At 69.7% G+C, this 25421-nt stretch carries 27 protein-coding genes; 13 read left to right on the forward strand and 14 right to left on the reverse strand.

The window, feature by feature from the left end; translation table 11 throughout:
* Nucleotides 1–48: 48 nt before the first annotated feature.
* The 4 genes from ACGFJ2_RS27295 to ACGFJ2_RS27310 all read right to left on the reverse strand — a co-directional run bounded on the left by ACGFJ2_RS27295 (nt 49) and on the right by ACGFJ2_RS27310 (nt 4181).
* Complete coding sequence (locus ACGFJ2_RS27295) at nt 49–1074, reverse strand: MBL fold metallo-hydrolase (protein WP_393472856.1); 1026 nt, start codon at nt 1072–1074, stop codon at nt 49–51.
* Between the two features lie 265 nt (nt 1075–1339).
* The gene (locus ACGFJ2_RS27300; RefSeq protein ID WP_358203979.1) at nt 1340–2602 is read right to left on the reverse strand and encodes a hypothetical protein; all 1263 of its coding nucleotides are present in this window, start codon (nt 2600–2602) and stop codon (nt 1340–1342) included.
* Nucleotides 2603–2780: 178 nt separating this feature from the next.
* On the reverse strand, nt 2781–3659 hold the full coding sequence (locus ACGFJ2_RS27305; protein WP_225301384.1) for a 1,4-dihydroxy-2-naphthoyl-CoA synthase: 879 nt from the start codon (nt 3657–3659) through the stop codon (nt 2781–2783).
* A gap of 9 nt (nt 3660–3668) precedes the next feature.
* The gene (locus tag ACGFJ2_RS27310; protein WP_358203967.1) at nt 3669–4181 is read right to left on the reverse strand and encodes a PadR family transcriptional regulator; all 513 of its coding nucleotides are present in this window, start codon (nt 4179–4181) and stop codon (nt 3669–3671) included.
* A 76-nt stretch (nt 4182–4257) separates the two neighbouring features.
* Between ACGFJ2_RS27310 and ACGFJ2_RS27315 the strand changes: the two genes are divergently transcribed.
* Nucleotides 4258–4842, forward strand: a complete 585-nt coding sequence (locus tag ACGFJ2_RS27315; protein WP_393472861.1) for a hypothetical protein — start codon at nt 4258–4260, stop codon at nt 4840–4842.
* An 18-nt stretch (nt 4843–4860) separates the two neighbouring features.
* On the opposite strand, the gene ACGFJ2_RS27320 is transcribed toward ACGFJ2_RS27315, so the two are convergent.
* Both ACGFJ2_RS27320 and ACGFJ2_RS27325 read right to left on the reverse strand, forming a co-directional pair.
* On the reverse strand, nt 4861–5112 hold the full coding sequence (locus tag ACGFJ2_RS27320) for a hypothetical protein (RefSeq protein ID WP_358203950.1): 252 nt from the start codon (nt 5110–5112) through the stop codon (nt 4861–4863).
* Nucleotides 5113–5137: 25 nt separating this feature from the next.
* Nucleotides 5138–5470 (reverse strand): helix-turn-helix transcriptional regulator, encoded by a 333-nt coding sequence (locus tag ACGFJ2_RS27325; RefSeq protein WP_225301381.1) that lies wholly within the window; start codon nt 5468–5470, stop codon nt 5138–5140.
* A gap of 86 nt (nt 5471–5556) precedes the next feature.
* Here ACGFJ2_RS27325 and ACGFJ2_RS27330 point away from each other — a divergent pair, with 86 nt between their 5' ends.
* Nucleotides 5557–5727 carry a DUF3073 domain-containing protein gene (locus ACGFJ2_RS27330; protein ID WP_357960973.1) on the forward strand — a complete coding sequence of 57 codons (171 nt, stop codon included), beginning with the start codon at nt 5557–5559 and terminating at the stop codon, nt 5725–5727.
* Here the strand turns inward: ACGFJ2_RS27330 and ACGFJ2_RS27335 are convergent.
* Entirely contained in the window at nt 5690–6976 is a 1287-nt protein-coding gene (locus ACGFJ2_RS27335; RefSeq protein WP_393472866.1) for a cytochrome P450, read from the reverse strand. The genes ACGFJ2_RS27330 and ACGFJ2_RS27335 overlap by 38 nt on opposite strands.
* A 68-nt stretch (nt 6977–7044) precedes the next feature.
* Between ACGFJ2_RS27335 and ACGFJ2_RS27340 the strand changes: the two genes are divergently transcribed.
* On the forward strand, nt 7045–7641 hold the full coding sequence (locus tag ACGFJ2_RS27340) for a TetR/AcrR family transcriptional regulator (RefSeq protein WP_393472869.1): 597 nt from the start codon (nt 7045–7047) through the stop codon (nt 7639–7641).
* Between the two features lie 99 nt (nt 7642–7740).
* Here ACGFJ2_RS27340 and ACGFJ2_RS27345 read toward each other — a convergent pair whose 3' ends face one another.
* The 4 genes from ACGFJ2_RS27345 to ACGFJ2_RS27360 form a co-directional block, all read right to left on the reverse strand.
* Nucleotides 7741–9147, reverse strand: a complete 1407-nt coding sequence (locus ACGFJ2_RS27345) for an LCP family protein (RefSeq protein ID WP_357960983.1) — start codon at nt 9145–9147, stop codon at nt 7741–7743.
* A 114-nt stretch (nt 9148–9261) separates the two neighbouring features.
* On the reverse strand, nt 9262–9528 hold the full coding sequence (locus ACGFJ2_RS27350; RefSeq protein WP_357960986.1) for a DUF6510 family protein: 267 nt from the start codon (nt 9526–9528) through the stop codon (nt 9262–9264).
* 69 nt (nt 9529–9597) lie between these two features.
* Nucleotides 9598–10323 carry a ferredoxin reductase gene (locus ACGFJ2_RS27355; RefSeq protein ID WP_393472874.1) on the reverse strand — a complete coding sequence of 242 codons (726 nt, stop codon included), beginning with the start codon at nt 10321–10323 and terminating at the stop codon, nt 9598–9600.
* Entirely contained in the window at nt 10324–10923 is a 600-nt protein-coding gene (locus ACGFJ2_RS27360; protein ID WP_357960992.1) for a sulfite oxidase-like oxidoreductase, read from the reverse strand.
* Nucleotides 10924–11054: 131 nt separating this feature from the next.
* Here ACGFJ2_RS27360 and ACGFJ2_RS27365 point away from each other — a divergent pair, with 131 nt between their 5' ends.
* The 4 genes from ACGFJ2_RS27365 (at nt 11055) to ACGFJ2_RS27380 (ending at nt 14228) form a co-directional block, all read left to right on the forward strand.
* Nucleotides 11055–11651, forward strand: coding sequence for a TetR/AcrR family transcriptional regulator (locus ACGFJ2_RS27365; protein WP_357960995.1), 597 nt, complete (start codon nt 11055–11057; stop codon nt 11649–11651).
* Nucleotides 11652–11712: 61 nt separating this feature from the next.
* Nucleotides 11713–12216, forward strand: a complete 504-nt coding sequence (locus ACGFJ2_RS27370) for a PH domain-containing protein (RefSeq protein ID WP_357960997.1) — start codon at nt 11713–11715, stop codon at nt 12214–12216.
* Entirely contained in the window at nt 12213–13643 is a 1431-nt protein-coding gene (locus tag ACGFJ2_RS27375) for a PH domain-containing protein (RefSeq protein ID WP_357961000.1), read from the forward strand. Before ACGFJ2_RS27370 ends, ACGFJ2_RS27375 begins: the two co-directional genes overlap by 4 nt.
* 138 nt (nt 13644–13781) lie before the next feature.
* Nucleotides 13782–14228, forward strand: coding sequence for an STAS domain-containing protein (locus tag ACGFJ2_RS27380; protein ID WP_393472880.1), 447 nt, complete (start codon nt 13782–13784; stop codon nt 14226–14228).
* 13 nt (nt 14229–14241) lie between these two features.
* Here ACGFJ2_RS27380 and ACGFJ2_RS27385 read toward each other — a convergent pair whose 3' ends face one another.
* Nucleotides 14242–14955 (reverse strand): TetR/AcrR family transcriptional regulator, encoded by a 714-nt coding sequence (locus ACGFJ2_RS27385; RefSeq protein WP_393472883.1) that lies wholly within the window; start codon nt 14953–14955, stop codon nt 14242–14244.
* 112 nt (nt 14956–15067) lie between these two features.
* Here ACGFJ2_RS27385 and ACGFJ2_RS27390 point away from each other — a divergent pair, with 112 nt between their 5' ends.
* Together ACGFJ2_RS27390 and mptB are read left to right on the forward strand one after the other, a co-directional pair.
* Nucleotides 15068–15958 (forward strand): NmrA/HSCARG family protein, encoded by an 891-nt coding sequence (locus ACGFJ2_RS27390; protein ID WP_393472886.1) that lies wholly within the window; start codon nt 15068–15070, stop codon nt 15956–15958.
* Nucleotides 15959–16108: 150 nt separating this feature from the next.
* Entirely contained in the window at nt 16109–17740 is a 1632-nt protein-coding gene (mptB, locus tag ACGFJ2_RS27395; protein ID WP_393472890.1) for a polyprenol phosphomannose-dependent alpha 1,6 mannosyltransferase MptB, read from the forward strand.
* Here the strand turns inward: mptB and ACGFJ2_RS27400 are convergent.
* Nucleotides 17622–20108, reverse strand: a complete 2487-nt coding sequence (locus ACGFJ2_RS27400) for a hypothetical protein (RefSeq protein WP_393472893.1) — start codon at nt 20106–20108, stop codon at nt 17622–17624. The genes mptB and ACGFJ2_RS27400 overlap by 119 nt on opposite strands.
* A gap of 201 nt (nt 20109–20309) precedes the next feature.
* On the opposite strand from ACGFJ2_RS27400, the gene ACGFJ2_RS27405 reads away from it, so the two are divergent.
* The 4 genes from ACGFJ2_RS27405 (at nt 20310) to serS (ending at nt 24235) form a co-directional block, all read left to right on the forward strand.
* On the forward strand, nt 20310–21509 hold the full coding sequence (locus ACGFJ2_RS27405; protein ID WP_393472896.1) for a glycosyltransferase 87 family protein: 1200 nt from the start codon (nt 20310–20312) through the stop codon (nt 21507–21509).
* A 21-nt stretch (nt 21510–21530) separates the two neighbouring features.
* Nucleotides 21531–21947, forward strand: a complete 417-nt coding sequence (locus ACGFJ2_RS27410; RefSeq protein WP_393472899.1) for a DUF4446 family protein — start codon at nt 21531–21533, stop codon at nt 21945–21947.
* Nucleotides 21948–22010: 63 nt separating this feature from the next.
* Complete coding sequence (gene pheA / locus ACGFJ2_RS27415; protein WP_358437242.1) at nt 22011–22931, forward strand: prephenate dehydratase; 921 nt, start codon at nt 22011–22013, stop codon at nt 22929–22931.
* Nucleotides 22932–22972: 41 nt separating this feature from the next.
* Nucleotides 22973–24235, forward strand: coding sequence for a serine--tRNA ligase (gene serS, locus ACGFJ2_RS27420; RefSeq protein ID WP_357961026.1), 1263 nt, complete (start codon nt 22973–22975; stop codon nt 24233–24235).
* Between the two features lie 46 nt (nt 24236–24281).
* On the opposite strand, the gene ACGFJ2_RS27425 is transcribed toward serS, so the two are convergent.
* Nucleotides 24282–25229 carry a hypothetical protein gene (locus tag ACGFJ2_RS27425; protein WP_393472903.1) on the reverse strand — a complete coding sequence of 316 codons (948 nt, stop codon included), beginning with the start codon at nt 25227–25229 and terminating at the stop codon, nt 24282–24284.
* Between the last annotated feature and the right edge of the window lie 192 nt (nt 25230–25421).

Below are 25421 nucleotides of genomic sequence, written 5' to 3' on the forward strand. Positions count from 1 at the left end.
ACAGCGCACGCGCGGCATGCGTGGCGTTCCCAGGCGCTCGGTCGTCTCTCAGCAGCAGACGTTGGTCGATCGTCCGGGTGAGGCGCTCGCGGCGCCTGAAGACGTGCCGGAGCTCGCCTCCTGGTCTTGGACGATGCGGCCGCGCAGCATGATCTCCATGACCTTCATGAAGCGCTGCGTCCTGGAACGGCCGATGACGAACGGATTCGCCGCTCCCGTGGACCCGGCCCGCAACTCCTCGATGCGCGCCAGGCTGTTGTCGCAGCCTCCATGATTGTTCAGCTCGACGTCCACCCCTGCCTGCCTCATCCTGGAGGCGAAGGCGAGCACAGAGGAGAGATTGGTGCGCTTGTCCGCGGTCGCGGCGGGTGGCGCGGTCCCGCCCCACAACATCGCGGTGTGTCGTAGGCCCTTCCAGCGCACCGGGAAGATCGGCGAGACGGTGCCCGGCGTGTGCCCGGGCGTGTGGTGGAACGCGACTGTGGTGTCGCCGAGGGTGAGCCGCTGTCCGTCGGATATCTCCAGGTCTCGCTTGGGCGCATTGGCCGGACGTTCGGCAGCGATGACATTCCAGTCGGCTCGGCTCATCATGACTCGGGCGCCGTACTGGTCGGCGAGGAACTGGGCGCCGCCGAAATGATCGCTATGGCCGTGGGCGACCACCACGTACTTGATCTTCGCTGGATCCACTCCCACAGAGCGCAGCCCGGGAACGATGATCTTTTCGGCGTCGTCCGGTGATCCCATCGCGTCGATGAGGATGACACCCTGGGAGGTGAGCAGGGCCGTGGCCTGGACGAAGCTGGTGCCCACCACCGCGACATCGTCGAAGATCCTCAGTGGCGCGAGGGGCTTCGCCGACGGCATCGGGAGGCCCGGCGTGAGCACTTTGACGAGGGCCCGCAGCACCGGGTCGTCGCCGGCCAGCTTGGCCGCGCGGTCGTAGTAGTGCTGTGCGCTCTTGGGAGCGGCGGCCGATGCCGCCGATGCCTCGGCCTCGCGTCCCGCCAGCGGCAGGAGGGCCGCGGCGGCCAGCAACGCGCGGCGGGACGGGCTGGACTGCCCGAAGGACATGGGCGAACACCTGCTTTCACGGGCCAGAGACCTGGAGGCGATCACGACCCCGATGGACGTCAATGCCCGCTTAGCAGACCAGAACCGATCTCCTTGCGTCCAATATTGCTATCTATCGTCCATCGATAAGGAAGTAGATATCAAAGCTGATCAGGCGCACCAGTCAGCCGCCGGCCAGCGGGACGAGCTTGACGAAGGAGGCGACGGGGTCGGCGATCAGGTCGATCTCGGTGTCCAGGTCGTCGATCGAAAATGGTGCCTCCGTTCAGGGCCTGGTCGCGGAGCGGCGGCGCATGAGGAGGCCGCCCGCGCCCGCCGCTGCTATCAGAGCGGAGCCCGTCAGTACGAACAGGCGGCCGTCCGGGCCGGCGTCGCCGCCCGCGCCCGTGTCGGCTCCCGCCTTCGGAGTGGCGGAAGGCTCAGACTTGTAGGAGGTCTTGGTCGATGACTTGGGGGTCGGGGACTTGGACTTCGTGGGGGTCGGCGAAGGGCTGCTGCCGCTGCCTGCCCCGATGGTGAGGGGGTACGTCTTGAGGCTGGTGTCGCTCTGAACCTCACACTCGATGACCGGGGCGGTCGGTGAGGTGCCGATGTTGATGGCGGCCGGCTTCACCGTCGCCGAACCCGAGTTCTTCGAGGTGGTCTTCATGTCGACGCTGGTGGGCAGCGTGATGGGCGCGCTCGCGGTGACCGCGGCCAGCTCGCCCACTCCGGTCGCGGAGGTCAGCTGGGTGATGCCGGAGATCGAGGCGTAGGCGTACAGCTTGCTGCCAGTGGGCAGCCCGGTCGACGGGGCCTCGAGTTCGTAACCTGTCTCATAGGTGCCCGACCAGCCGATCGAGAACTGTTCGCCGGTCTTGGGGGTGGTCGTGGGCATCGTCAGCGTGACCTTGACCTTGACGGTCTGCGGGCTGGCCTCGGTGCCGGTCTTGCAGGAGTAGGTGACCACGTCGCCGGTACCGGTCCCGGTGCCGCCCTGGCCGACCGTGATCACCACGCTGGTCGTGCTGGTGGTCGTGCACGAGGTCACGTCCGACGGCGCGCTGGCCAGGCTGAGCTTCAGGCTGCCCTGCTCGGTGGAGCCCTGGACCGTCACCTCGCCACCCGTCGTGGCGGTCACCGACACCGTGCTCGTCACCTGTCCGGCCAGCACGGAGGTGGATCCGGAGGTGACGCTCGCGCCGGTCTTGCTGAGATCCGTGTGCGTTCCGCCGGTCACCATGAGTTTCCCGGCGACGTGGACCTGCGTGGTGGTGGTCGGTGCCGTGCGCAGCGTCAGGGCGGGAATGCGCCACTTGACGTCGAACGTGCCACTCGCCGTATCGGGCATGGTGAGCGGCACGCTGAGCGAGGTGTCGCTGAACGGGCCGCCTGTACAGGTGTAGGCCAGGGTGAGGGTCTTGTCGGCCATGGCCTGCGCTTGCGCGGGAGATGGCAGGCATAACGCGATCACCGCGCCGACGAGCCACAGAGCGGACGCGTGCCTGACGAAGCGGCGCCACACCCCGGATGCCGGCAACTGTCTCATCCCCATCCCACGACTAAGTCAAAGGACGTATCAGAATTCCAGCTCTTGGTCACGATTGGGTAGAGAAGGGCAAATGTCGCAAAGGATCTTCAGCCCTGCGGCCGGGCTGGTCACCACCGCCGGCGCCAGAAGCGGCGCTGGTGCCGAACGAGCAGCCGACCGGCTCGCTGAGAGCGGATCAGTAATGCCAGGGGAAGGGCGACCAGTCGGGTGCGCGCTTCTCCAGGAACGAGTCGCGGCCCTCGGCGGCCTCGTCCGTCATGTACGCCAACCGCGTCGCCTCGCCGGCGAACACCTGCTGCCCGACCAACCCGTCATCGACCATGTTGAAGGCATATTTCAACATCCGCTGGGCCGTGGGTGACTTGCCATTGATCTTGCGGCCCCACTCCAACGCCCGCTCCTCCAGCTCGGCATGAGGAACGACGGCGTTCACCATCCCCATCCGGTGCGCGTCGGCGGCGGAGTAGGTGTCGCCGAGGAAGAAGATCTCGCGGGCGAACTTCTGCCCCACCTGCCGGGCCAGGTACGCCGACCCGAAGCCGCCGTCGAAGCTGGCCACGTCGGCGTCCGTCTGCTTGAAGCGGGCATGCTCCTCGCTGGCCAGCGTGAGGTCCGACACGACGTGCAGGCTGTGCCCGCCGCCCGCGGCCCAGCCGGGCACCACGCAGATGACGATCTTTGGCATGAAGCGGATCAGCCGCTGCACCTCCAGGATGTGCAGCCGGCCGGTGGACGCTGAGCCGTCGGCGTACTGGTAGCCGTCCTTGCCCCTGATCCGCTGGTCGCCGCCCGAGCAGAAGGCCCAGCCGCCGTCCTTGGGCGAGGGGCCGTTGCCGGTGAGCAGCACGCAGCCCACGTCCGTGGTCTGCCGGGCGTGGTCGAGCGCTCGATAGAGCTCGTCGACCGTCTGCGGCCGGAACGCGTTGCGTACCTCGGGGCGATTGAAGGCGATCCGTACGGTGCCCTGGTCGACCGCCCGGTGATAGGTGATGTCGGTGAAGTCGAATCCCTCGACCACCTGCCATGCCTTCGGATCGAACAGTTCGGAGACCATGGGGCGAGCCTAACGGATCTGCCCTTCGGCCCATTCGGCCCAGTCCCGCGCCGTGGTGCTGAGGTGATGGCCGTACTCCAGCACGAGCCTCCCGTACACCGACAGATTGTCCTGCCCGGACTCCACGAATTCCCTGATGCTCTCTAGGTGCGCCAACCGTTCGGCCGCCATCTCCGCCTGCCGCCGCAGGTAGTCCTTGGCCTGCGACGGATCCACCTGGGCCAGGAAGAACACGCGCAACAGCATGTCGCTGCGTACGTTCCGGACCGGCTCCACCTCGATGAGCCAGTGGCGGAGCTCGGCCAGGCCCTCTTCGGTGATGGCATACTCCTTGCGGCCGCGCGGCCCCTCGGCCGCCACGCTCACCAATCCGGCGTCGGCCAGCTTGCCGAGCTCGGCGTAGAGCTGGCTCTGCGTGGCCGGCCAGACGTTCGCGAGGGAGACGTCGAACATCTTCATCAGGTCATAGCCGCTCGCCGGTCCCTCGGAGAGCAGGCCGAGCGCGGCGTGTCGAAGACTCATATTCCTATATTGACATATCGAGCTCGCAGGTTCTACCTTCGACATGTCTACATAGGAACGTCGTAGGGAGCTCGACATGCGCGGCCTGCTGGGATTCGCCCCCTGGATCCTCTACGCGATCATCGCCACCGGCGACGAGTGGCGGTGGGGCGCCATCACCGGCCTCGTCATCGCGCTGGTCCTCGTCGTCGTGGACCGCCGAGCGGGGCGGGCCTGGGACGAGATGGTGATCGAGTCGAGCGCCGCGGTGTTCTTCGCCTGCCTCACGGTCCTTTCGCTGATCGATCCGCATTCGTTCCTCACGCCGTACGGCCCGGCGCTGGTCAACGTCTGGCTGGCGGGCACCGCCTGGGGCTCGCTGGCCATCCGCCGGCCGTTCACGCTCGGCATCGCGCGCACCATGGCGCCCAAGGAGGTCTGGGACACCCCGGGCTTCTACCGGGTCAACGCGGTCATCACCACGGTCTGGGCGAGCGCGTTCACCGTCGCCGCCGTATCGCTGACGTTCGTACTGGCCGCCGCGCCGCACGCGACGGCCGTGGTCATCGCCATCAAGGTGATCACGTTCGCCGCCCCGGCCGTCTTCACCGCCCGCTACCCCAAGGTCGTCCAGGCCCGCGCCCGCCGCGCGGCCGCCGCCGGCACCGCTGCCGACAAGTAGGAACAAGCAGGGGCGTTCTCAACGCGGTTCCAAGGGGTTCTGGAAAGAGACCTCGGGGTTGGCGGTGGACGGGCCGTCCAGCAACTGCTGGTGTTCGCCACGTAGGTGCTGGTCGAAGAAGGCGCCCACGTACGCTGTGGTGATCTCGCCCCGGCTGCGGCGTTGCGGCGCGTTCTGATCATGGGCAGCAGCGTAGGAAGGTCCCGAAGCGCCCGACACTGCGGAAAGACCAGCTCGTCCCCCGACTTTCGTCGAATTGACGGTGCTCATCGTCATAGACGGTGACGCTCCACGTTCAGGGGACCTCGGCTCGTAGCTCCGCGAGCAGTTCGCCCTGGTCGGCGAGCATGTCGGTAAGGATGCGGCGGGCGGCCCCGAGCAGGTCGGCCAGCTCAGGGGTGGCCAGCGTGTAGACGACGGTGCTGCCCTCGCGGATGGCGCTCACGATCCCGGCTCTTCGCAGCACGGCCAGCTGCTGGGAGAGGCTCGACGGCTCGATGTCGATCTGGGCCAGGAGTTCCCGGACGGGGAGCGGGCCTTCCTGGAGTAGCTCCAACACTCTGATGCGAGCGGGGTGGCCGAGAGTTCGGAAGAAATCGGCCTTGGCCTGGTAGACCTCCACGTGCATAGTGTCAGACTAATCCAGCGCACTTGCATAATTCTTCAAGTCGTAACGTTGTTGGCTAGGATGACAGCGGGGACTAGGGAGTAGCCATGGGCCGAGGAAGAGCCAAGGCGAAGCAGACGAAAGTCGCTCGCCAGCTTAAGTACACCAATCACAACATCGACTACGACCGGCTCCGCAAGGAGCTGGGCGCCGACTCGCCGCATGACGAGATGCACCCGACTACGGCGTCCGAGCAGGAGTCCGAGCACGCGCGCTGACGCGTGTCAGCTTCGCAGGGGCAAGGGTGACGAGCTTGAGCCGCCTGGCCTCCGGCGCCGGATCCGGCGCGGAGAGCTCCAGGCGGCCCAGCACCTCTCGGAGGATGACGCGCATCTCCAGGAGGGCGAGCTGGGCGCCGACGCAGAAGCGCCGGCCGCCGCCGAAGGGCATCCACGCCTTGCCGTGGGCGTCCGCGCCGTCCAGGAAGCGTTCGGGCCTGAATTCCTCGGGTGACGGCCAGATCGACGGGTCCTGGTGGATGAGCGCGATGAGCGGTGCCGCGTACCATCCCGCGGGCACCTCATAGTCGCCCAGCCGCAGCGGGGCGTCGACCAGCCGGGGCGCCTCGAAGACGACCGGCCTGACGCGCAGTGCCTCCTTGACCACGGCATCGAGATACTCCTCGTCGTGCGGCAGCCGGTCGAGCACGTCCGGGGTACGCAGCAGCCGCTCGAACGCCCACGCCAGCCCCGTGGCCGTCGTCTCGTGACCGGCGATGAGCAGGGTGATCAGCTCGTCGCGCACTTCCTGGTCCCCGAGCTCGGTCTCGAGCAGCCTGCCCAGCACGTCGGTGCCGCCCGGCTCGGCGCGCCGCCGGCCGATCTCGTCGAACAGGATCTCGTCGACGGCCGCGCGCAGCCGCAGGAACCGCGCGTACGGCGTGAACGGCAGACGCCGCGAGGCCTCGCGCAGCCGGGGCGGCAGCACCATCATCGCCGGCGAGCCGCCGACCTCGATCAGCTTCGGCAGCAGCACGCGTAGCCGGTCGAGCCGCTGGGCGTCGCGGATGCCGAAGACCAGCCGGAGTATGACCTCCAGCGTGATCTCCTGCATGCGGTCGCGCAGCCCGAACGGGGTGCCGAGCGGCCAGGTCGCGATCTTCTCGGCGGCGATGGCGGCGATCTCACCTTCGTACCCGGCGATCTGCTTGGCGCGCAGCGGCGGGGTGAGCAGCCGCCGGTGCCGCCACCACGGCTCGTCGTCCAGGGTGAGCAGGGAGTGCGCGCCGACCATCGGCTCCAGGAAGTCGCGCCGGACGCGACCGGCCCGTCCGCCGCCCTGGTCGAGCCGATAGACCTGCTCGGCCAGCTCGGGGGTGGCGACGTAGACCTCGGGCGGGAAGCCGAAGAGGCGCACGGTGAAGATCGGGCCGTATTTGCGGCGGCACTTCTCGAGCGCGCCCATCGGGTCGCTCAGCAGCCAGGCGGTCTGGAGCAGCGCGGGGAGTCTCGGTCCAGGGGGGAGCATCGTTCGGCCTTTCGTGTGTATATATACGTACGTCATAGACGGTCGTATACATCGATAGCATAGAACGCGTGTCGAGAACAGAGCTCGGTGGATACCGGGAGAGACTTCTGGCGGCGGCGGTCAACTGCCTGCAGGAGAAGGGCTACGCCCGTACGACCGCCCGCGACCTGGTCGCCGCGTCGGGCACCAACCTGGCCTCCATCGGCTACCACTTCGGCGGCAAGGACGCCCTGCTCAACGAGGCGATCGTGGCCGCCTATGACGCCTGGATCGAGCACGTGGAGGAGTCGGTCTTCGGGGGACCGCTGGCCAGCCCGAAGGAGATGCTCGAACGCGCCATGGTGGCCCTGGTCGACGTCTTCGCGGAGATGCGGCCGCAGCTGGTCCTAGCCGTGGAGGCGTACCCGGCCGCCCTGCGTGAGGACGTGCTGAGGGAGAAGCTGGCCGCCGTCTACGCCAGGGCCAGGAAGGCGGGCGTCGACATGATCAACAGGGCGGCGGTGGAGCTGGGGGTGGAGCTGGGGTTCGCGCCGGACGCCCTGATCGCGGTCCTGATCGCGATCTCGGACGGCCTGATGATCCAATGGCTCCTGGACCCGGAGAGTACCCCGGACGCCCACCAGGTGGTGGAGGCCCTGGCCGCACTGTCGGCCTTCATCGCCTGACCCCTGATCGCCTGACCCCTGATCGCCTGATCAGGACGTGCGGGTGTCGTGGGTCGCGAGTCGCGTGGTCAGGGCGCGTAGGCGTCGGGAGCCGCGTGATCAGGACGCCGCGCAGGTGTCGTGGGTCGCGTCGAAGCCCTTCAGCGCCTCGGTGTCGTCGGTGCGGATGGGCTTGGTGCCCTTCCAGTCGTCACCGATCACCAGCACCAACCGGCTCGTCTGCGCCCCCGCCACCAACCGCGTCGTGGACGTGAGCAGGTCCTTGGTCAGGGTCGGGACGCCCGTCTCGCCCTTGGGCCCGTAGAAGATCGTCGTCTTGGCGTTCGGCTTGCGGGCCGTGTCGCCGATCTTGGTGATGTGGTAGCCCCGCTGCTCCAACGAGGCGGCCACCTGCGTGCCGAGACCGGTGCGGTAGGTGCCGTTGCGCAGTTCGATCTGCATCTTGGACCTGGACACCTTGGTCTGCCCGCCCTTGACGCCCTGCACGCTCTCGTCCTTGGACACGATCTGGAACAGCTTCCCGGCCTGCGGCTGGACCCACTCCACCCGGCCCGGCTGGGTGAGTGAGTAGTGCCACGGGGTGGTGATGAAGCGGATCTGCCCCGCGTTGAGGCCCTGCAGGCTGGTCGCCAGGTCCTTCATCACGCCGGGGGTGAGGTCGGGGTCGGTGGTGACGGCCTTGGTGCCGGCATCGAGGAAGTTGAAGAGCTTGGCCGGGTCGGTGAGCGTCTGCCCGCTCATGACCTTCTTCACCATCGACGCGATGAACATCTGCTGGCGCTGGATCCGCCCGATGTCGGAGCCGTCGCCCATGCTGTAGCGGGCACGGACGTAGCCGAGCGCCTGCTCGCCGTTGACCGTCTGCCGCCCGGCGGCCAGGTGGAGCAGCGCCTTCTTGTCGTTGACCGCCTCGGGCAGGCAGATCTCCACGCCGCCCACGGCGTCGACCATGCTCTTGAAGCCGGTGAAGTCGACCTTGACGAAGTGGTCGATGTGGATGCCGGTGAGCGACTCGATCGTCTTCCAGGTGCAGGCGATGCCGCCCGAGTTGAACGACTCGTTGATCATGCCCAGGTGCGGCTGCTGGCCGGTCAGTCCGGCCTTGGCGCGGCAGGCGGGCAGCTGCACGAGCGAGTCGCGCGGGAAGCTGACGACCATGGCGTTGTCCCGCTTCGACGAGACATGTGCCAGCATGATCGTGTCGGTACGCTCACCCGCGACACGGCGGCCGTACTTGGCGTTCTTGCCGTCGCGCTGGTCGGAGCCGACGATCAGCACGTTCATCGCGGTGTCCGCCACCTTGGGCGGACGGCTCGCGCCGAGGTCCTCGGCCGAGACGGCGTCGTGCTTCACGTTGCCGTACAGCTTGAGGTAGACGCCGACCGCGACGCCCGCGATCACCAGCACGATCGTCATCACGATCGCGATCGTCCACCTCAGCCAGCGTTTGCGGCCGCGTGCCGGAGCTTGTGGGGATGGTGGCGCGTCCAGCAGCCCGCGGTTCACGTGACTCCCATGGGACAGGGCCAACGGGCCGCCGCCCATGGCCAAGACCTCCGCCGTACAGATCTCGGCCGGTTGGACCTGCCGAGTGTACTAAGCCGGATCGAGTGAGAACCGCTATTCAGGCAGTCGCACGCGCAACGACACGGCACCGCGCAGGTCGAGCCAGGCCGTGCCCGGCCCGCGTACCAGGCGTAGCACGACCTCCTCGCAGCCGGGGCAGCGGGCGACCAGCCCCGGTTCGGGGCCATACACGCGGAGTTCGGCGACGGGGCCGGTCAGCCCGCAGCTCGCGCACCGTCCGACGGCCGCGGTGACGTCCACGGCGAAGATCTCGCTCAGCGGGCCGGCGAGGACGTTGCCGTCCAGGTGTTCAGCGGTCATGCCAGCCTCCGGTTGGGCCGAGGTGTGCGGCGGTCAGGTCAGTCTCGGGCCGAAGCTTCGGCGGTCAGGTCAGCCTCCGGTCGGGCCGAAGCGTTCGGTTCTGATGCGCTCGGGCGCGTGTCCGAGCGCGAGCAGCAGGTCGGCGGTCGCCTCGACGAACCCCGTCGGCCCGCAGACGTAGCACTCCGGCTCGAAACCGGCGGGCCAGCCGCCTTCCGCCAGGTCGTCCAGCAGGATGCGACCGGCCGGGCGGGGCCAGCCGTCCGGCACGGCCCGCGTGTAGATGTAGCCGACGTCGAGCCCGGCGTCGGGACGGCGCAGCTCCTCGGCGTAGTAGCGGCTGCCGGGCTCGCGCAGTGAGTACAGCAGCCGGAACGGCACCCGGCTGCCCGCCCGGCGACGCTCGCGGATCATGGCCATCAGCGGGACGATGCCCGAGCCCCCGCCGACCAGGAGCACCGGCGACGTGTTCTCGGGCCGCCAGACGAACCAGCCGCCGACCGGCCCACGGATCTCCACCTGGTCACCGGGCGCCATGACCTCCGTGAGGTACGGTGAGACCTCCCCATCGGGTACGCGTTCGACGGTGAGCTCGACCGTGTCGCCGTCGGCCGGGGCGGACATCGAGTAACTGCGCTGGGCGCTGTAGCCGTCCTCTGCGGTCAGCTTCACGTCAACGTGCTGACCGGCCAGGTGTCCCGGCCAGCCCGGTACCTGGAAGACCAGCGTGCGGGCGCTGGCGGTCTCGTCGCGCAGCGCGGTCAGCCTGGCGGGTCGCCAGGTCAGGCGGCGCACCTAGTCGCCCTCGTAGCGCTGCTCGCGCCACGGGTCACCGTAGTTGTGGTAGCCGGCGGTCTCCCAGAAGCCCGGCCAGTCCTCGTCGAGCAGCCGGATGCCGTGGATCCACTTGGCCGACTTCCACAGGTACAGGTGCGGCACCAGCAGCCGGGCCGGGCCGCCATGCTGGGGTGCGAGCTCCTCGCCGTCGAACTTGTGGACGATCCACGCCTTGCCGTCGAGCAGGTCCTCCAGGGGGAGGTTCGTGGTGTAGCCGCCGTACGAGTAGGCCAGCGCGTATTCAGCGGCCGACTCGACGTTCTCGAACAGCGTGTCCAGCGAGACACCCTGCCAGCCGGTGCCGAGTTTGGACCATTTGGTGACGCAGTGGATGTCGACCGTCGGCGTCTCCTGCGGCAGCGCCATCAGCTCCGGCCAGGTCCACCGGTGGGTCTGCGCGGCCTCGGTGTCGATGGCGAACTCCCACCGCTCCAGCGGGATCCGCGGCGTCGGCCCGGTCGAAAGCACGGGGAAGTCGTCGACCAGGTATTGGCCGGGCGGCAACCGGTCGTCGTCGCCCCTGCGCCGGCCCTGGAAGCCGCGCGAAATGATGCCCACCGGCACTCCCTTCAGCGATGCACCAGATCACGTTCGCACGTTCGGGTACGAGGTGCACTTCTCCTCGCTCTGGTTATGCCAAGTCATATGTATTGAGTACCGTTGGGGGACGTAAAAAGAGAGGAGCACGGGTGCCCAAGCAGGTGGACCACGAGGCCCGGCGTACCCAGATCGCCAAGGCGCTGTGGCGGGTGGCGCAGGCCCGGGGGCTCGACCGGGTGAGCCTGAGAGAGGTCGCCGCGGCGGCGGACATGTCGCTCGGCCAGCTCCAGCACTATTTCACCAACCGTGAGGACATGATGGTCTTCGCGGTCGAGTTCATGAACAGGAAGAACGTCGAGCGCGTGGCCGAGCGCATGCTGGCCGCCGGATCGCAGGCGCCGCGGGCCAGGCTCCGGGCCATCGTCCTGGAGATGCTCCCCGTCGACCGGGCGGCGGAGGCGGGCAGCCTGATCAACATCAGCTTCCTGCTGGAGGCCGCGCGCAGTGAGCCGCTGCGCGACTACGCCCGCAAGCGCGCGCTCGCGCTACGTGGCGTGCTGGAGGGCCAGATCGCGCTGGCCATGCGGGCGGGCGACATCGACGGGTCCCGCGATCCGGCGGCCGAGGCGGCGCTGCTGGTCAGCCTGGCCGACGGGCTGCGCGCCAACTTCCACCTGGGTGTGCACACCGCCGAGGAGACGGTGGCGCTGATGGACGGGCAGCTGGCCCGGCTTTTCGGCGGTTGATCCAAGTCAGCTGTCTTGCTATGGTCAAAGTAATACAGCTGACTTGGAAAGGACGCGCCGCGTGAACAACCTCCGCCCTCCGCTGCACAGGGTCGATCCCAGGGCCAGACGATGGTGGACGCTCCAGGCGCTGGTGGTCCTGTCGGGGCCGGCGCTGCTGACGGCGCTGTGCCTGTTCGTGCTGTCGCTGCTGTTCTTTCCCGGGGCGCTGGTCTGGCTGGGGCCGCTGCTGCTGGTCGTCCTGGTGCTGCCCGCGGTCGTCTACCTGACGGTCATGCCGCGCTGGCGCTACCGGGTGCACGCGTGGGAGCTGGGCGAGCTCGCCGTCTACTCGGCCAGCGGGTGGTTCTGGCAGAAGCGCCGGATCGCGCCGCTGTCGCGGGTGCAGACCGTCGACACCATGCGCGGCCCCATCCAGCAGTCGCTCGGGCTGGCCACGGTGACCGTGACCACCGCCTCGACGGCCGGCAACGTGAAGATCGCCGGCCTGGCCGACGCCGACGCCGAGGAGCTCGCCCGCCGCATTGGCGCCGCGGCCCAGGTCGTACCGGGTGATGCCGCGTGAACGGACAAGACACGCAGTGGCGGCGGCTTGATGGGCGCGTCATCGCGGCGCACTGCTTCTGGTTGGTCGCGCCACTGGCGTCGGTCGGGCTTACCGCGCTCGCCACCGGCGGCCGGTTCGACCTGCGGGCCTGGATCACGCTCGGCTCGATCGCCCTGACCTTCGCCGTCATCAGCGCGAACGGCCTGGCGCGCTGGCTGCGCACCCGATACCGGGTGACCGGCGAGCACTTCGAGGTGCGCTCGGGGCTGTTCGTCCGCAGGCTCCGCTCGGTGCCGCTGAGCCGGATCCGCAACGTCGACCTGACCGCGAACCCCGTACACCGTCTCCTCGGCCTCGCCGTCGTGCGCGCGAGCACCGCCGACCGCGACGAGCTCCGGCTGGAGGCCCTGTCCCGGCAGGACGCGGCCCGGCTGCGCGGTGAGCTGCTGCGGCGGGCCGATACGCGGGAGAGCGCCGATCCGGTGCTGGCCATGTTCGACCCGCGGTGGGTGCGCTACGCGCCGCTGACGTTCTGGACGATCGGCGGCGTGTTCGTGGTCCTCGGCACCGCGTACCGGATCCTGAACGACATCGGGATCGAGCCGTGGCGCCTCGGCTTCCTGCGCGACCTCGCGGCCGGCGCGGTCTGGGTGACGATCCCGCTGACGTTCCTGGCCTTCCTGGTCGTCGGCAGCGTGGGGGCGACCGCGCTGTACGCCGAGAACTGGTGGAACTACCGCCTGGAATGGGCGGACTCCGGCACGCTCGCGGTGCGCCGCGGCCTGTTCACGACCCGATCGGTGTCGATGGACCACGAGCGGCTGCGTGGCGTACTGCTGCGCGAACCGCTGCTGCTCCGGGCCGGTGGCGGCGCCAAGGTCACCGCCGTGGCCAGCGGGCTCGGCGACGACGAGGAGAACCGGCGGCGCAGCTCGCTGCTGCCGCCCGCGCCCCGCGCCGAGGCCCTGCGCGTGGTCGAGCGGCTCACCGGCAAGGCGGCCGACCGGACCCTGCTCCGCCATCCCCGCGTCGCGCTGCGGCGCCGCGTCATGCGCGGTCTGACGCTGATCGTGCTGCCCGTGGCCGTCGTCCTGGCCGCGCTCGGCCTGCCGCTCGTCGCGGGGATCTTCCTGGTCGTGACGGCGCCGATCGTCTGGTGGCTGGCCCGGGACGCCTACCGCAACCTGGGCCACGCCGTCGATGGCGACTATCTGGTGGCGCGGTCCGGCACGTTCAGCCGCGACACGCTCGCGCTGCGCCGTACCGGCATCGTCGCCTGGACCTTCAGCTCCTCGCCGTTCGGCCGGCGGGCCGGTGTCGTGACGCTGACGGCCGCGGTGGCGGCGGGCGAGCAGGGCTACCGCATCCCCGACCTCGCCGCGGGCGACGCTCCCGCGCTGGCGGAGGGGGCCGCGCCGGGCATCCTCACCGAATTCCTGGTTTAGGGCACCACGGGCATCCAGGCCAGGGGTTTCGCGGCGTGTGATGGCCTTCACGCTGACCAGCCGTTGAATGCGGCTTTTCCAGGGCAGAAAGAAAGGTGACGCTACTGGAAGTGAGTGCGAACCATGAGCGCGCGTGCGGTGCGAATCGACACTATCCGGCACGTTCATTGCACAGTCCTTCGAGCGAGCGGCGAGCTGGATCACGCCGGCCGTGCACGCCTGAGCGCGCGCATCCGGGAGGTATGGGACTGGTCCGAGGGCCCCATCCTGGTGTTCGACCTGACTGATGTGGTGTTCTACGACTCTTCCCTGATCGGGGCGCTGGCGGTGGCGTTGCAGCGCGTACGGGCCACGCACAGCGGCCGCATCATCCTGGCCAGCCCTCCCGACCGGCTGCTCACCGCTCTGGAACGTACTGGTCTGCTGGAGTACGTGGAGATCCGCGGCGGCGTCCAGGAGACGGTGGCGGAGATCATGATCGAGCGGGAGCGGGGACGGAAGCGTAGGGCGGGCTCCGGCGGCGCGTCCGTCGAAGAGGGCCGCGGTGCGCAGGACTTCCGAACCGTCCTGCCCTATATGCGGTAAGTGTCCTTGGACGTCAGGCCTCGGGGATGCCGGACGCGGCGCGATCGGCATCGATCAGGTCGCTGAGCAGGGTGACGGTGGCGGCGGCGAGGTCGCGCAGCCTGGCCTCGGGGATGGCCGCCTCGCTCTCGAACGCGCGTTGGACGGTCCGCGCGAGCAGGTCCGCCCGTTGCTCCGGACCATCGGCGGGGACGCCGCCTTCGGCGCGCAGGAAGCCCTCGAACGTGGCCTGGTAGGCGTAGCCGATCTCGTCGGTACGCATGTCGTGGCGAAGCAGCCCGTACTCGGTGAGCAGGTTGAGGTAATCGCTCGCCATGGAGCCGTGCCGCTCGTCGCGGGCGGTATCGGGCGAGCTGGTCAGCTTGCCGAGCAGGTGGGGATCGGCCAAGAGGAACCCACGCAGCAGCGGGCGGTTGGTGATGGCCAGGAAGTAGGCGCGCGCGAAGTTGTGCAGCAGGCATGCCGACGCGTCCTGCCGCAGCGCCTGCCGTAGCTCGTCCATGGCGTAGAGCACCTCGCGGGCGAAGACCACGCTGAACAGCTGCTCACGGGTCTTCCAGTGCAGATAGACCGTGCCCTTGCCGATGCCGGCTCCCTCGGCCACGTCGTCGATGGTCACCCGCCGGTAGCCGTGGCGCAGCAGCAGGTCGGCTGCCACGTCGAGGATGCGGGTGGCCCGTTCGGCGCGCTGCTGCGGGTCTCGGAGTCGTTCGGCGTTGGCGCTCACGTAGGGACCGTATGACCCCATACGAGATCTGGTCAACTCACATATCGATTGACTAACTTTCAAATTTCGTCATACAGTCATCTCGACACAGCGGCAACACCTGGAGCGAGTCATGAACAGCACCCTCGACAAGACCGTCCTCGTCACCGGCGCCACCGGGAACCAGGGCGGCGCCACCGCCCGCCACCTGCTCGCCGACGGCTGGCGGGTCCGCGCTCTCGTCCGGGACGAGAGCGCCCCCGCGGCCGTCGCGCTCGCCGCCGCCGGCGCCGAGCTCGTCCGCGGCGACCTGGACGACCGCTCTTCCATCGACGCGGCGGCCCGCGGCGTGTACGGCATCTACAGCGTCCAGTCCGCGAACGACAACGAGATCGCCCAGGGCAAGAACGTCGCGGACGCCGCCAAGGCCGCGGACGTGCGGCACCTCGTGTACTCCTCGGTCGGCGGCGTCGAGAGCCAGAACAGCTTCTACGTGGAGCACGGATGGGGCGCCATCGACAAGTGGCAGATCGAGGAGCGCATCCGCGAGCTGGGCGTGCCCGCGACGATCCTGCGCCCCGCCGGGTTCATGGAGGACTTCACCAGCCCAGCCCGGTTCTTCCAGAACGGCTCGCTCAACGTGCCCTGGGACGACGACCTGGTCATGCAGCTCATCGCCATCGACGACACCGGAGCCTTCGCCGCGCTGGCCTTCGCGGATCCGGACGCTTATCTGGGGCAGGCGATGGAGATCACCGGCGACCGGCTGACCGCCCCGCAGATCGCCGCCGCGCTCGGCAAGGCGGCCGGGCGCCAGATCCCGCACACCCGGATTCCGCTGGACGTCCTCTGGGAGCACGACCCCGAGGTGGCGAAGGTCTTCACCTGGGCGAACGAGACCTACTACGACACCGACCTCGAGCCCCTGCGCAAGGCCAACCCCGCCCTCACGGACTTCAGCACCTGGCTGGACCGCTCGGGCAAGGCACGGCTCCTGGCGCAACTGGACTCCCAGCCGGCCTGACTGGGCTCGCCCACCGTCACTGGTCCGCCGTCACTGGCCTCGGCAGGCCGCCTGCTGGGGTCCCTCGCCAGGTGGAGCGAGGGGCCGTCGACGCAGGCGGCCTGGCGGGCTCGGGCCTGAGCGTTCCGGTGAGTGTGCTGGAATTTGCGGGTGACTTCGGAGACGCGGCGCGGAAAGGCGCCAGGCCGGCTCGCCCAGTCGGCCACGGCGGCGATCGGTGCCTCGGTTCTGCTGACGATCGCCATCAGCCTCCTCGGCCCGTCCGTCATGGTCCCTGCCCTGAGCGGCCCCGCCTGGCAGCCGCCCTACTCCCTGAACGTGCACCCCGCCCCCCACCTCGTGGTGGGGCTCGGCGCGGCGGCGATCGTGCTCGGCGCGCTCGGCTCGCTGGGCCTGCTGCTCGCCCTCTCTCGTGCGTCCGCGCTACCCGCCAACTCCTCGCCCGCCAACTCCTCGACCGCCACCTCCTCACCTGTCACCCCCTCACCCGCCGCCCCGCTATCCGCCAGCGGCGGATTCACGTCGTTCGGCGGCGGGCAGTGGTTGCCGGATCCTCGGTTGCTGGTGCGTCTCGGCTGCCTGGCCGCCGCGCTGCTGGCGTTCCTGCCTCCGTCCGGCTCGGGCGACCACCTTAACTACGCCGCCTACGGACGCATGGTGACGTTGGGCGTCAACCCGTACACCCACGGAGCCGTCGACCTGCCCACCGATCCCATCGCCCGCGCGGTGGAGGCCCCCTGGCGTGAGGAGCCGAGCGTCTACGGCCCGGTGGCGACGGCCGTGCAGGCCCTGGCGAGCTGGATCGGCGGCGACTCGCTCCGGTTGACCATCTTCGTCCTGGCGCTGGTCAACGCGGCGGCGTTCATCGCGACGGGCCTGCTGATCGACCGTTTCACCCGGGACGATCCCGCCCGACGGCTGCGGGCGGCTCTGCTCTGGACCGCCAACCCGCTGCTGCTCTACCAGTTGGTCGCCGGTATGCACGTCGACACCCTGGCCATCGCCTGCATGGTCGCCGCCCTCCTGGTCCGGAGCCGCCCGGTCGGCTCCGGGCTTCTGCTCGGCCTCGGCGTGGCGGTGAAGATCAACGCGGGCCTCGTGGCGCTCGGCCCCGCCTGGGAGCTGCGCCGGCGCCCCGCCCGCCTGGCCCTGATGGCGGGCACCGCGCTGGCCGTGGTGGTCGTCGGCTACGTGATCGTCGGTTCTGAGGCGATCGGCCCGATGACCCGTACCAGCAAGTCGATCTCGCTGGCCTCGTTCTGGAAACTCGTCCAGGGCTGGCTGCAGTCGATCGTCGGCGCGGGCAGCGCCTACCGGGGCGAGATCCAGATCGGCTCGCTGCTGGTGCTCGCCCTGGTGGCGTGGTCACTGTTCCGCCTGGTGTCCAGGCGCGAGGGCTACCAGGGCTATGCGGATGCCCACGGGCCGGTCGGGCTGAGTGCCCCCGTCGTGGGCGCCGTGATCGTCATCGCCTACCTGTTCGCGACTCCGTACATCCTGCCCTGGTACGACGGCCTGGCGTTCGGGATGCTCGCCCTGATCGGGGCGTCGGCGCTCGACGGGCTGCTGTTCACGCACCTGCTCGTGCTGTCCCTGGCGTACCTGCCCGCCCGTGTCCTCGACGGTGTCATGCCGCAGGATCTCGACTGGCTCCGTACGGTGGTCAGGTCGCGGATCGCTCCGTGGGCCCTGTTCGCGCTGACGGCGGCTCTGGTGTGGTGGTCGTGGCGAGCTGCAGCGCGCGTACGGACGCCGCGAGCGTCAACGGCACCGCCACGGTGAGCGCCATGGCCGGGATGGCGATGCCCGAGTCGTTGATGAGGAACCCGATGAACGCGCACGTCAGCGCCCCGAACAGGCCCGCCCGGAGCGTCGGCGCGAGCGCGTACGCCTGACCGAGCGCCGGAGCACCCCAGCGGGACGGCCGGTTGAGCACCCAGAAGAGGAACGCGAGCGCGACCAGCGTGAGCAGCGTGAGAGACCAGTTCCCGACGGTGACGCCGATCATCGCGCTGAACTTGCGCCCGATCACCGTCCACGCCTGACCGTCGATGATCTGCTGGACGAAATTCCCCAGATGGGTACGCTGCGCCGCGGGCCGCAGCCAGTCGAACAGCGAGATGCCCCCGATGAGCACCGCTCCCGCCGCCCCGACCAGCAGCAGCTTCACGACCGAGACCCGCCGCCCGGCGAGCAGGATGAGGAAGACGGCCAGCCCGATCACGAAGGCCGGGACCCCGCCGAAGTCCGCCCCCCACGACGGCCACCCATCGGCGAACACCGCCAACGCCCCATACGCCCCGCACACCAGCACCGTCACGAACCTCGACATCCCCCGCTTGAGCAGCCACTGAGCGACTCCGGCCAGCGCGAGCACGGTCCCCGTCGCGTACACGGCGAAGGCGATGTTGGAGAACCCGTAGAACCGCCCCCCGGTGACAGGCTCGTAGCCGGTCACTGCGTTGACCTGCAACTTCGAACCGGTCATCACGTCGATGAGCAGGGCGACGGAGGTGATGCCCGCGACCACGGTCAGGGGCCCGAGCACGTGCGCCCGCCACGGCCCCGCGAAGGCCAGCCCGGTGATCAGCGCGGCGAAGGCGAGGATGGTCACGATCACGCCGAGCATCGGCAGGGGGAGGGCCCACCACGGCACCAGCTGCGCCAGGAACGTCGAGACGGCGATGGACCCACTCACCACGGCCACGACCTGCACGACGGCCAGCAGCCGAGAAGCACTCGCCGCCTCGTACCCCGGCAGAGCCCCCGCCGACGGCCCTCCAGCGTCACCGTGAGTCCCTGCGGAGGTGGGTTCCACGGCCCCGGCCTCAGCGGATGCGGCTACACCGGACCCGCTCTTAGCGGGCCGGGCGTCAGCGGGCCCGCCCTCGGCGGACCTGGCCACATCGGACTCGCTCTCGGCGGACCCGCCCTCAGCGGGCGTCGCCTCGCCGGACGCGACTCCCGCAGGCGTGGCGTCGGTGGTCGTTTCCGCGGCGGAGACGGCGGCGGAGCGGCGACGGCGGCGCAGGGCCAGGGCGGCGAAGGCGTAGAAGAGCAGCTGTAGCGTCACGAACACCGCGAAGAACGGCCCCCGGACCTCCCGAAGCACCTGGCTGGCCAGGTCGCTGTCCGACAGCTCGTTGACCGTGTCGACGGGTGGGGCCGTGCCCGCCGTACCGTCGGTCTGCCAGGCGCGCCCGACCACCTCGCGTGGTGCCTCCAGGCCCAGCAGTTGGATCGCGGTGGCGGTCAGGTCGGTGATCGTGACCAGGGCGTCCTGGCGGGTGGAGGTCGCCGTCAGGAAGCCGTGCTGGTACGGCCGCCCGCTCGGGGAGGGGCCGGTGGCGATGGCGGCGTGGAGGTGGGGGTTCGGGGTGAGGTCGGAGACGCCCGCCACCAGGACGGTCGTGTCGCCCGGCAGCCTGACGAGCAGGTCGCCGATGCGGCGGTCCGCCTGTGCGGCGGCGGCCTGCCGCGTCGCGGTGGGGAGTGGGGTCGGCACGCCGTGCTCGTCGAGCGGCTGGCGGGCCCAGGCGTCGGCCAGGTCGGCGGCGTCCAGGACGATCAGGTTGTAGAGAGTCGGGTCGCCGAGAGCCTCCGGCGTGTCGACGTATGTGGCGACTTTTCCGGTCGCGTCGGCGGCGGCCACCGCGGCGCCTGGCCCGATGGCGGCGACATGGCCGCCCGAGGACGTCACCAGCTGGCCCAGGGTGCCGAGCCGCGCGTCGTACCCGGTCTCGGCCTGGTACGCGGCCAGCTCCGACCAGCCCGGAACCGTGGCGCCCCCGCCGCTGACCTGGGGCGTCGGGACAGCTGGGCACCCACGCTCGGGCGTTCCGGCCCGCTGGCCCGCCGACACGGTCAGCCACCCGGCTATCGGGCAGGTGATGCCGCGGTCAGGCGGTGGCACGGCGCGCGTGGACAGCGACGCGGAGCCGCCGTGGGCGACCAGCTTCCACAGGTTGGGGGTACGGGTTTCGTCCAGGTCACTCCACTGGAGCCCCGGCACCCCGATGAGCGCCACACGGCCCCGCGCGGACGACGTCGAGGGGGAACTGAAACCGGATGCTGAGGCTGCGGCGGCCGGGCCGGCGCCGAAGAGGGGCGCCAGGACGGTGGCGAGGAGCACCGCGACAAAGACCAGCACGGCCGGACGATGGCCGCGACGTCCGGGGGCTTCTTGAAGCAGCCGGGCGGAGCCTTCTTGAGGCAGTCGTCCAGGCGATTCTTGCGGCATGGGAGGGCGGTCCGAGGTGGGGGAGGCCGCGCTGAAGGTGGCGTGCGGCATGTGCGGGACCCCCAGTATCGACGCGCTCGATCAACAACAGCCACGGTAACGTGCCACACCGTGACAGGTGGCAGGGCGACGACGATCCGGCGGCAGTGGTGGGCGTGGGCGATTGCCGCCCTGGTCATCGCGGTGGCCGTCGCACCGCTGGTGCAGCAGTGGCTGACCAATCCCGACGACCAGCGGCTGGTCGATCTGGACGTGTACCGGACCGGCGGGCAGATGATCCTCGACGGCCGGGCCGTCTACGAGTTCGCCACGCCCGCGCCTCAGCTGCTGCCGTTCACCTACCCGCCGGTCGCGGCGATGCTGGCCGTCCTGCTGGCCAAGATGTCCTGGGAGACCGCCCAGTGGGTGTGGACCGCCGGGGTCTTCGTGTCACTGGCCGTCGTGGTGGCGTACTCCTTCAGAGGGGTGCTGTCGGCACACCGCGAGGGGTGGGCGCGATACGCGCCGTGGCTCTTCGCCTTCCTCATGGTGGCCTGCACGTACTTGATGCCGATCCGCGACCAGGTCCGGTTCGGGCAGGTGGACATTCTGCTGGTCGCCTTGTGCCTGGCCGACTGTGTGGCCAGGAGGCCGTGGTGGCCTCGGGGGTTCCTGATCGGGCTGGCCACGGCGGTGAAGCTCACGCCGGGCGTCTTCCTGATCTACCTGCTGGTGACGCGGCAATGGCGGACGTTCTTCATGGCGGCGTTCGCCGCGGCGCTGCTCACGTTGCTGCCGTTCGTGGTGATTCCGCAGGATGCGGCTGATTTCTGGTTCTCCGCGCTGTTCGATCCCAATCGGCTCGGCGCGAACGCCGCCACCACCAACCAGTCGATCCGCGGCATGCTGATCCGTCTGTACCTGCCCGACGCGGTGACGTCCGTGATCTGGATCGCCCTGGTGGCGGTCGTGGGCTGGTACGGCTTCCGCGGGGCGCGGGCCGCGTACCAGGCGAAGGACCCGATCACCGCCGTCGCGCTGGTCGGGCTCATGGCCGTGCTGCTGTCCCCGGTCGCCTGGATCCACCATCTCGCCTGGGTGGTCGTGGTGCTCGGGGCGATCGTGGGTGACGGGCGCGATCCGGTCAGGGTGCGGGTGGCCGTGGGGGTGTGGTTGTACTACGTGCTGCCCATTCCCTGGTGGGGCGTGGCGTTGAAGGTGGCGGGGGTGCCGGTGCTCGACAAGATCGTGCAGGACGGCTACGGACTGGGCGCGCTGGGTCTGGTCTGGTTGTTGGTCTCCTGGTTGCCGAAACGGCGCGACGTGGCGTGACAAGCGATTACCCTCTGTCACGTGCTGATTACCGTATGGGTCATGGTGGGGCTCGTTGCCGGGGTGGGTGGCGTAGTCATTGGCTACAGAGCGCTCAAGCAGGCCAGGGCCGCTCTCGACGAGTGCCGGGAGACGCTGGTCATGCAGACGAGCGAGGGCAAGGGCGATCTCAAGGCCATCCGGGACGTCGCCGTGTGCCGTTACGACGCGCTGGAGGAGATGACCGGGCGGTTGTCGTTCTCGATCGCGATGATCAACGGACTGGGTGACGGCATCGTACTGACCTCGATCAACGGACGAACCGAGACCCGCACCTATGTACGCCCGGTGGTGAGCGGCAAGGGAGAGGAGCCGCTGTCTCCGGAGGAGGAGCAGGCGGTGCGAGCCGCCCGGCTGGGTCACGGGCCGCTGATCGACGCGCAGGCGGCCCGATGGTAAACGGCGGACGTTAAGGAGAGGAAAGGTCCGCACTACCCCGCTACCTGCGGATACTTTGTAAGCATGCCCAGACTCGCCTATCTCGGACCGGAAGGCACCTTCACCGAAGAGGCCCTGCGGCTCCTGGCGCCCGAAGCCGAGCGTCTGCCCCGCGCCAACGTCAGCGCCGCCCTGGCCGCCGCCCGTAATGGGGAGGCCGACGGCGCGGTCGTCCCGCTGGAGAACTCGATCGAGGGTGCGATCACCACGACGCTCGACGAGTTCGCCTGGGGCGAGCCGCTGCTGATCACGGCGGAGCTGCTGCTGCCGGTGCGTTTCTCGCTGCTGGCCCGGCCCGACACCGAGATCGTGCACATCAAGCGGGTCTACACGCATCCCGCGGCCATCACGCAGTGCCGCGCGTTCTGCGCCCGGGAGTTGCCCGACGCGGTCGTGGTGGCGGCGCCTTCGACGGCCGCCGCGGCTCAGGAGGTCGCGCTGCCCGGCTCGCCGTACGACGCGGCCATCGCCGCGCGCATCGCGGGCGAGCACTACGGGCTGGTGGAGCTCGCCGACGACATCGGCGACCGCAACGACACCGTGACGAGGTTCGTACGGGTGAGTCGTGGGGGAGAGTTGCCCGCGCCGACCGGCTACGACCGCACCACGCTCGTCGTGTTCCTGGCCGACGACCACCCGGGCGCGCTGCTGGAGATGCTGACGGAGTTCTCCGTACGCGGGGTCAACCTGACCCGCATCGAGTCGCGGCCCACCGGCGGCGGCATCGGCCGTTACTTCTTCCACTTCGACTTCGAGGGACACGTCGCCGACGCGCGCGTGGGCGAGGCGATCTCGGGCCTGCACCGCATCTGCGGCGACGTGCGCTTCCTGGGCAGCTACCCGCGTGCCGACGGTGTCGCGCCGCAGATCAAGAAGGGCACGGCCGACCCGGAGTTCGCCGAGGCGGGCGAGTGGCTGGCGCGAATCCGCGCCGGACGCGTCTAATCCTGAGGCGGGCGGTAGCCGGGCGCCGGTAGCCTTTATCCGTGATTGACCTGCGTACCCTTCGTGAGCATCCCGACCGGCTACGGGCCTCGCAGCGTGCCCGCGGCGAGGACGACTCGATCGTCGACACGCTGCTCGACCTCGACGAGCGCCGCCGCGCCGCGCTGACCTCGTTCGAGTCCCTGCGCGCCGAGCAGAAGAGTCTGGGCAAGTCGGTCTCCAAGGCGCAGGGCGACGACAAGGCCGCGCTGCTTCAGCGGGCCAAGGACCTGGCCGGCCAGGTCAAGGCCGCCGAGGCGGAGGCCGAGACGCTGGGCGCCGAGCTCGACGAGCTCGTGCAGTCGGTGCCCAACATCGTCGACGAGGAAGCGCCCCACGGCGGCGAGGACGACTATGTCGTGCTCGAGACCCATGGCGAGCCCCGCGTGTTCGACTTCGAGCCGAAGGACCACCTGGAGCTGGGCGAACTGCTCGGCGCCATCGACATGGAGCGCGGCGCCAAGGTGTCCGGCTCGCGGTTCTTCTTCCTCAAGGGCGTCGGCGCGCGGCTGCAGCTCGGCCTGCTCAACATGGCCATGCAGCAGGCGATCGCCAACGGGTTCACCCCGATGATCACTCCGGTGCTGGTCAAGCCGGAGACGATGCAGGGCACCGGCTTCCACGTGGCCCACGACAAGGAGATCTACCGCCTCCCCGAGGACGACCTCTACCTGGTCGGCACCTCTGAGGTGGCGCTGGCGGGCTACCACGCCCAGGAGATCCTGGGCGGCGACGAGCTGCCGCTCCGCTACGCGGGCTGGTCGTCGTGCTTCCGCCGGGAGGCCGGCTCCTATGGCAAGGACACCCGCGGGATCATCCGTGTCCACCAGTTCGACAAGGTGGAGATGTTCTCCTACGTACGTCCTGAGGACGCGCGCGAGGAGCACCAGCGGCTGCTCGCCTGGGAGCGGGACATGCTCGCCAAGATCGAGGTGCCCTACCGCGTCATCGACACGGCGGCCGGAGACCTGGGGATGTCGGCGGCGCGCAAGTTCGACTGCGAGGCGTGGATCCCGACCCAGGGGCGCTACCGGGAGCTGACCTCCACGTCCAACTGCACCGAGTTCCAGGCCCGTCGGCTGGGCGTGCGTTACCGCGACAAGGACGGCAAGCCGCAGCACCTGGCGACGCTCAACGGCACGCTGGCGACCACCCGCTGGATGGTCGCGATCCTGGAGAACCACCAGCAGGCCGACGGCTCGGTCGTGGTGCCCGAGGCACTGCGCCCCTATGTCGGCCTCGACGTCCTGGAACCACCCAAGTAAACCCACTGCCGGCTCAGGCGAAAGGGGCCTGAGCCGGCTCAGGCGGTCAGTAGGTGGCCGTGCGGCGATGTAGGTCGCGTCTGATGAGCGCGCCGCTCGCCGCCACCACTCCCGCCGTCATGACGACAGCGGCCCCCACCGCCACGGCGTACGAGCCCGGCATCTCGTGGGCCCAGCCGTAGAAGGGCATGTACACGGCCGCGTACACCAGCGGCGCCGCCCCGAACCCGACAGCCACCGCCACACCCCTGGCCTGCCCGGCGATGGCGACGAGGAAGCAAACCATGGCCCCGAGCACTGTCACGCCGGCCGCCGGATCGCTGTCCGCCCCGAGCATGGCGTACAGCCCCACGCACACCACCAACGCGGACACGGCGTAGACGCCGCCGAGCCGCCGCATCCCCGTCCCGACGGCGCCGAGCAGCATCAGGGCGGCGAGGACCAGCGCCACGCGCTGTTCGGGGTCCAGGTTCGCCGTCTCGTCCCCGGTGAACGCGAGCGGCTCCGGCCATCCCACCCGCCGCCACGTTCCTTCTACGTCCCGTACGAGCACGCCGTCGAGCCCGTTGGCGACGACCACGACATGACCTCCGGGCCGAGCCTGTACGGCCAGCGCCAGAGACTTGGGGCCGCCCGTGGAGTACCGCCTGGCCAACCGGTCGTACTGATCGTCCGACAGGCTCCAGGAGGGCCGCCACGTCTTGCCCCCGTCGTCGGACTCGGCGACCGCCGGCCGCCCGGGGAGCACCCGGTAGCACCGCTGCGCCTGTCCGGGGACGCAGGCGGCGGTCTGCGGCGGCCGCACCTGTCTGCCGTAGTACTCGGACCAGGTGACCCCGCCGTCCACGGAGGAGATCCCTGTGGCAGCGCCTTGATCGCGGTCGGCGATCAGCACGATGATTTGATCTCCGTCCACCTGTACGGAGCCGACGGCGGAAGGCGGCTCAGCGGCCGCCGCCATGGCGAACAGGGCCAACGGCACAATCGCCGCCACCCGCCACCGCTCCGGGAGCCTCTTCAGCCGTTCGGGGAACCCCCTCAGACGCTCCGGAAGTCCAGCCAGACGCTCCGAGAGCCCCAGAAGCCACCAGTGATCCGCCCGACGCTCCAGCGGCGCTGTCAGGCGCTCTGAGGGGCTTACCAGGCTCCTCCGGTGAGCACGCCAGGCCGGCAGGGGCTTGAACAG

It is taken from the genome of Nonomuraea sp. NPDC049028 (genome assembly GCF_043197735.1).
Classification (GTDB): Bacteria; Actinomycetota; Actinomycetes; order Streptosporangiales; family Streptosporangiaceae; genus Nonomuraea.